Source organism: Mucilaginibacter sp. P2_A5, from assembly GCF_056404995.1.
In genome coordinates, this window is record NZ_JBFUCY010000038.1 from 69,020 (window position 1) to 75,314 (window position 6,295).

Here is a 6,295-nt window from a genome sequence, read left to right on the forward strand (position 1 = left end):
GTCGATTTTGTTGCAAAAGTAATATAAAATTGACTTTTTATAAATTTTTATTGAATAAAACATTGCATGTGCAATATTTTATTATAAGTTTTGCCATCTAAATCATCAAAAACATTACACGGATAACAACATGAAAAAATTCAGTTATGCATTAATGGCGATAGGAGTTATCATCATTATTATTGGTTTTTTAACCTTTACCAATTTAAAAACGGTTAATGCGGTTGATTCGCACAATTGGACAATCTACATTAATGGCGCTAAATCGTTCCCCTGGCCGGTATTTGGCGGGTCGGTTATTGCCATATTGGGAATTATTTTTAACATGGCAACCTGGGAGCAACCAAAAGGCCGGTACTTTTAATAATTTCGCAAAGGCAATTTGCCAATATCAACAGGGCATTCATACATGGCAAAAAGTAAAAACGTTTGTGATTTAAAAAGCTGCTTTTTGTGCATGCACTGCTTAAAAGACTGGATTCCGGCTATTGCGGCCCAGCGAAAAAACTATGTTGTAAAAAAAGGCGAAGCAATATTTAAGGAAGGCGACCCGGTTACAGGAATTTATTTTGTTTACGAGGGCAAAATAAAAGTGCACAAAAAATGGGATGCCGAAAAAGAGCTGATATTGCGTTTTGCCAAAAAAGGCGATATTGTTGGCCACCTTGGCCTTGGCGATACGGGTTACTATCCGGTATCGGCGACTGCTATTGAGGCTGGCATAATCTGTTATATCAGCATGGATTTCCTGGAATCGACGCTGAACGTTAATAATAGCTTTGTAATAAAGCTGATGCGCTTTTTCGCCAATGAGTTACAGGAATCGGAAAAGCGGATGCGGAACCTGGCGCATATGCCTGTTAAAGGGCGGGTTGCGCAGGCGCTCATCTCCCTTAAAAACAAATTCGGTATCAACGACGATGGATTTATTGATATCGACCTAAGCCGGCAGGATTTGGCCGCATTTACCGGCGCCGCATATGAATCGCTTTTTCGCACTATTAATGACCTGGTTGAGGAAAAGATCATCGAAATAGCCGGCAAAAGCATACTTATTAAAAACGAGGACTTATTGCTTAAGCTAACAGAAGAAACCGGGGTATAGCCGGTAACTTAACGCTGATACCTACGCCATACCATATACCATTTTTTATTGTTGGGGTATTTGCGGTGGCTGCTAATGTTGTTAACCAACAGGGCAACCAGCAGCAGCACTATTGCGCCGGATAATACCGGGCTTAGCACATAAAGATAACCCAATGCCTGTATTTTTGCCGAACCGATATTGGCAATCAAAGCGGTAGCCCCGCCGGGCGGATGCAGTGTTTTGGTAATTTGCATTAATACGATAGCAATTGATACAGCCAGGGCCGATGAAAGCCAAACATCGTGGGGCAACAGCTTATGCATAGTTACACCAACAAGGGCGCAAATAACATGCCCGCCAATTAAATTTCGGGGTTGTGCAAGGGGGCTATTTACAATGCCGTAAATTAATACCGATGATGCACCGAAAGAACCGATGAGGAATAAATTATCTGAAGGGCTAAAATAACGGTTACTAAAAAAACCGATGAGGCCTATCCCCAGGAACGAGCCTATAAACGTCCACAGATGCTCTTTGTAGTCAACCAGTGTTTCTTTATAAACAATATAACGGGCGGTGCGCACGTGGCGGTGTATCCTTCTGATCATAATTTATAAGCCTGCGCAAAAGTAGACACTTTAAATTATGACACAATGGATAAGTTAAAATCGATAACGGAGGGTAAAATATTTACGTGAAATGAAAAAGGCCCCGGACTTTTTTTAATCCGGGGCGCTTGTATTATTTAAAGCAACATTAAACCGGTTTGCCTGGCCCCGGGTGGCGTGCGGAAATATAGTCGCGCTATTTTAGTTTGCGCCAGGGTTTCTTTGCGATAGGTATCGTAATAATCGGTGGTCATTAAATCAACCTGGTATTTATAAATCCTGCCTTTTGCAGCGCCGCCGTATAGTTTACTGATGAATACCTGTGCAAAATCGGCTGGCTGGTAGTTGTCAAGTTCGGCGTTACCCACTTTCTTGCTGTTAATCCATAAGCCGTAGATGTGTATATTTTTAAAAGCATTAAATTGTTTGGCTGTTGGCGAAGTACGTGGTAACACCCCTCCATCGCCCATCATAAAACCTACCAATTGTTGTGCCTGCTGATCTTTACTCATTTGGCCGTAAATTTCCTTCAGCCTGGCCTTGTCTGTATCCGAAACCTTTACAATCTTTCCATCCGGCGAAGCCATATTTTTCCCATGGCTACCAAGAACGGTTGAAAAATAAGAGTCGTATTTATCAACAATGGCTTTGTATTCGGCTAATAACTCCGGCGATACGCCATTTGTGGTATATTGATAATTTAGGTTGGGCACGCCAAAAGCGGGTGGTGTTTTTTTAGCCGCGGCCTTTTGCAGCGTTGTTTCCTGTTTTGGTTGTTTCTCTTTTTCTTTAGATGCAGGTGCGGCTGAAGGCTGTTGCTGCGCCTCGGTTTTAATGGTGAAAAGCATAAAGGCAGTTGCAGCTACCGGGATAATGGCCAGCCGGCTAAGCCAGGCTGCGGTGGTGTTGGTGGTTTTAGTCATCATGATCAATCGTTTTTTGGTTATAGCATAGTTGAACTGACTGGTTATATCCAGGCTTTTAAGCCCCGATAAACTGTGAATAAGCAGGTTTTGATAATTTGTGATATTGCAATGGGTATTTAATACCGCAGCGTCGGCCAAAAATTCGTGGTTTAGTTTGATGAACCGGCGATACAGAAAAATGAAGGGGTTAAACCAGCAAACGGCTTGCACCAGTTCTATCAGCATCACATCAACCGAATGCAGTTGGTGGGCATGGGCCATTTCGTGGTGCAGTATGGCTTCGTCTATTTGCTGTTGCTGATACTCGGTTTGATTTAAGAAAATAAAGTTTAAAAAAGTGTGAGGTGCTTGTTTTGAGTTAATTAAAACAAGTTTTACGTTGTTAAATACTTCTTTATTGTTTTTATCTATTGATTTGTAAATTAGATATAGATTTTTTATATATCTAAACAACAGCGTCCCTGTTATTAATAAATATACGGATAATAGCAGGTATGGCATATAGTTAACATTATCCGTTATTTGAGCCGGCGCTGCAGCCAATGATATGAATACCGGCGTGTTGGGTACTTGTATCTGTGGCGAAGCGGCTTCCAAAACGGAATCAACCCGGTACTGTATCGCAATTAGCGGAACCATTAATGAAAACAAAACACTGCACAGCAAGTAAAACCGATTGAAAACATACGTCGTTTTGTTTTTGAGGAACGCAACATAAGCAAGCAGCAACAAGGCACTGCAAAGCGTAAAGTTTAACAGGTAGGTTGTCATGATTTTTTCTTGTTTAGTTGTTGATCGATGATTTTTTTCAAATCCTGCAATTCAGTATCCGTGAGGTTGGTTTCGGCAGTAAAAAACGAAGCGAACTGCATAGCCGAATTGCCAAAAAAGTTTTTGATCAATCCGTTTAAATGGGTCGAAAAATAATCAGCCTTTTTTACCAGCGCGTAATACTGCCTGGAGTTCCCCATCAGGTTGTAAGCTACAAAGCCTTTGTCCTGCATGCGTTTCAATAAGGTGGCAATGGTGGTAACGGCAGGCTTGGGATCGGGATAGCTATCGATAAGCTCTTTTAAAAACACTTCTTTGCGTTCCCAAATCAGTTCCATCAGCTGTTCTTCGGTCGGAGTTAATTTCATATTCTACGATATTAGAATTTACTCTACAATTGTAGAGTAAATAAATCATAAATGCAAATACCCGTGTGTTTTTTTCACGGGTATTTGCATTTATGATCTTTAAAAGTGGTGTGGCTATATTAATTCACCCGTTCAAACCTTGCGGCCCAGCCGCCGCCGGGAGCCAGTTTTATGGGCAACTTGTCTTTCGGGGTAACGTTAATTACAGTTCGTTTATAGTCAGTTGCATCCTTATCAGCATTTACCCCATCCTCAAATACGATGGCTTTATAACTGCCGTCGCCTAAAAAAGACAAATCGATACTTAGTTCACGGGCGTCCCAGTTGCTCATTGCGCCGGCATACCAGGTGGTACCTTTGCGGCGGGCGATGGCTACATATTCACCCACCTTGCCATCAAGGGCAACGGTTTCGTTAAAGGTGGTGGGTACAGCGGCAATAAAATCGGTGCTTTCCTGCTCTTTTGCGTAAATAGTTGGATTATCGGCCATCATTTGCAGCGGCGCCTCAAATATGGTGTACATGGCCAGCTGATGGCAGCGTGTACCCTGGCTCATTGGGTTGCCATTCACCGGGCGGTAATTTGCTTTGGTTGCATTGCGCATAGCCCCGGGCGTATAATCCATCGGGCCGGATAGCATGCGGATGAACGGAATGCTTACATCATAATTCGGGTGATTGGCTACGCCCCATTTCACATTCTCTAACCCTTTTACGCCCTCAAAATTTATAATGTTAGGAAAAGTACGCTGGATGCCGCTGGGCTTATACATGCCATGGTAATCAACAATCAGGTGATGGTCGGCAGCTTTTTGAGCTATTTCGTAAAGCGACGATACCATTTTTTGATCGTCACGGTCTATAAAATCTATCTTGAAGCCTTTTACGCCCATTTGAGAAAATTTGGCAAAGGCAGCATCGGTTTGCCGGGTAACAGCGTACCAGCTTGCCCACAGAATGAGGCCTACGTTTTTTTGTTTGGCGTAATCCAGTAATTCCTGTAGGTTTATATCGGGCGAAATCTGGTTCAGGTCGACAATGTTCGACCATCCTTCATCCAACACCACATACTCTATTTTGTTGGCCGATGCAAAATCAATGTAGTATTTATAAGTAGGGTTATTAATGCCGGCCTTAAAATCTACATGGCTGATGTTCCAGTCGTTCCACCAATCCCAGGCAACCTTGCCGGGTTTTATCCACGATAGGTCGGCCAGCCTCGATGGCTCGGCCAGCTTTTGCATCATATCGCTATTGGCTAACTGTTTATCTTCGGTACTTATAATCACCACCCGCCAGGGGAAACTGCGCGTACCGGTTGTTTTGGCAATATAATTGGCCCGGCCATTAACCACATAATTCATATTGGCATAGCCGCCGGTATGTTCAACAGTAGGATATTTAGCAAAAGCACCCTTAAGGCTTTTTCCGTTCAGGCCATCACCGGTTAAATAGATACCTGGGTAGTTGTTCAGGTCAGCCTCTAAAATAGCTGCCTTTTTCGGAGTGCCAACATCAACCAGCACCGGTAAAAATGCCAATGTATCCTTTTTAACGGCAGAGATATTAATGTTATCGTACAAGGCCTCGAAAGATGTTGTCCACTTATCTTTGTTTCTTAAATCGTTTACAAGGGGCAGGTAAGCTTTATCATCGTCCTTAAAATTAAAGTTGGCTTCCTCATCAACAACGGTAATGTCGCCTTTTTTATGCGTAACAAAGCGGTACGCAACGCCATCGTCATAGGCACGAAAAATGATGCTGAAATCGCCTTTAAAATTAATCGTAACCTGGTTGTACCGGTCATGAACCTTGTCTTTTTTGTAAATAGGCGTATTAAAATATTGATCGGCAGACGATGTTTTGGCCGATTTTACAACCGCGTTTTTGCCTAATACTTCGTTGCCACCCAATGTCATAGATATGGTTGATGGCATAATAACTTCTGTATGCTCATGCTTTGCCGACCAGCTGATGGTTGATCCGGCTGTTACGCTCAAATCAATTTTGCCATCGGGCGATTTTACATGGTAGCTTTGGGCTGTTTGGGCAAAAAGCACAGCAACAGGAAAGCACAGGCAAAGCGAGAGTAAAAGTTTTATCTTCATCACAAAAAGGTGTTGCGGGTTAAAGTAATGGTTTATAAAAAAACGAAACTAAACATAAATGTACGCACGGCGTAATGCATTCCTTACAAATTGTAATGAGAAAAAAACAGGACGGGCAACAAATTTAAAAAGACAGCTAAAAGTTGTATAAATCTCCATAAAACTAACATAAAAGACACCCTCACCTTACACAGGGCAAACGCATTAAAATTTCAGTAGCATAAGTAAATATTTAAGATCCCATGCGGCAATGTTCTTTTTTCTTCGGATACTGATGTTCTTCGTTTGATCATTTTTAAGTATATTTAAAGCTACCTTATTGATCAGGGAAAAGTTTTGGGCTGCGTGTTTGTTCCTTTTTCTGTCGGCATCTTCGTGAAAGACAACGTCAAGCGTCCAATGCAGCTTGTTTTCTATCGCCCAATGT

The 6,295-nt window shown here is 42.2% G+C and carries 7 protein-coding genes; 2 read left to right on the forward strand and 5 right to left on the reverse strand.

Annotated features, from left to right (window positions below; translation table 11 throughout):
• The first annotated feature begins 130 nt into the window (after positions 1-130).
• On the forward strand, positions 131-364 hold the full coding sequence (locus AC1DXF_RS25550; RefSeq protein WP_090638907.1) for a hypothetical protein: 234 nt from the start codon (positions 131-133) through the stop codon (positions 362-364).
• Between the two features lie 93 nt (positions 365-457).
• Positions 458-1,105 (forward strand): Crp/Fnr family transcriptional regulator, encoded by a 648-nt coding sequence (locus AC1DXF_RS25555; protein WP_477451535.1) that lies wholly within the window; start codon positions 458-460, stop codon positions 1,103-1,105.
• A gap of 8 nt (positions 1,106-1,113) precedes the next feature.
• Here the strand turns inward: AC1DXF_RS25555 and AC1DXF_RS25560 are convergent, their stop codons facing one another.
• From AC1DXF_RS25560 to AC1DXF_RS25580, 5 genes are all read right to left on the reverse strand, one after another.
• Positions 1,114-1,695 (reverse strand): HPP family protein, encoded by a 582-nt coding sequence (locus AC1DXF_RS25560; RefSeq protein WP_477451536.1) that lies wholly within the window; start codon positions 1,693-1,695, stop codon positions 1,114-1,116.
• A 137-nt stretch (positions 1,696-1,832) separates the two neighbouring features.
• Positions 1,833-3,392 (reverse strand): M56 family metallopeptidase, encoded by a 1,560-nt coding sequence (locus AC1DXF_RS25565; RefSeq protein WP_477451537.1) that lies wholly within the window; start codon positions 3,390-3,392, stop codon positions 1,833-1,835.
• Positions 3,389-3,760 carry a BlaI/MecI/CopY family transcriptional regulator gene (locus AC1DXF_RS25570; RefSeq protein ID WP_477451538.1) on the reverse strand — a complete coding sequence of 124 codons (372 nt, stop codon included), beginning with the start codon at positions 3,758-3,760 and terminating at the stop codon, positions 3,389-3,391. The genes AC1DXF_RS25565 and AC1DXF_RS25570 overlap by 4 nt, the downstream gene beginning before the upstream one ends.
• A gap of 119 nt (positions 3,761-3,879) precedes the next feature.
• A complete protein-coding gene (locus AC1DXF_RS25575; RefSeq protein WP_477451539.1) occupies positions 3,880-5,868 on the reverse strand; it encodes a glycoside hydrolase family 97 protein in 1,989 nt (662 codons plus the stop codon).
• Between the two features lie 204 nt (positions 5,869-6,072).
• A partial coding sequence (locus tag AC1DXF_RS25580) for a transposase (protein WP_477451540.1) occupies positions 6,073-6,295 on the reverse strand: 223 nt, incomplete at its 5' end.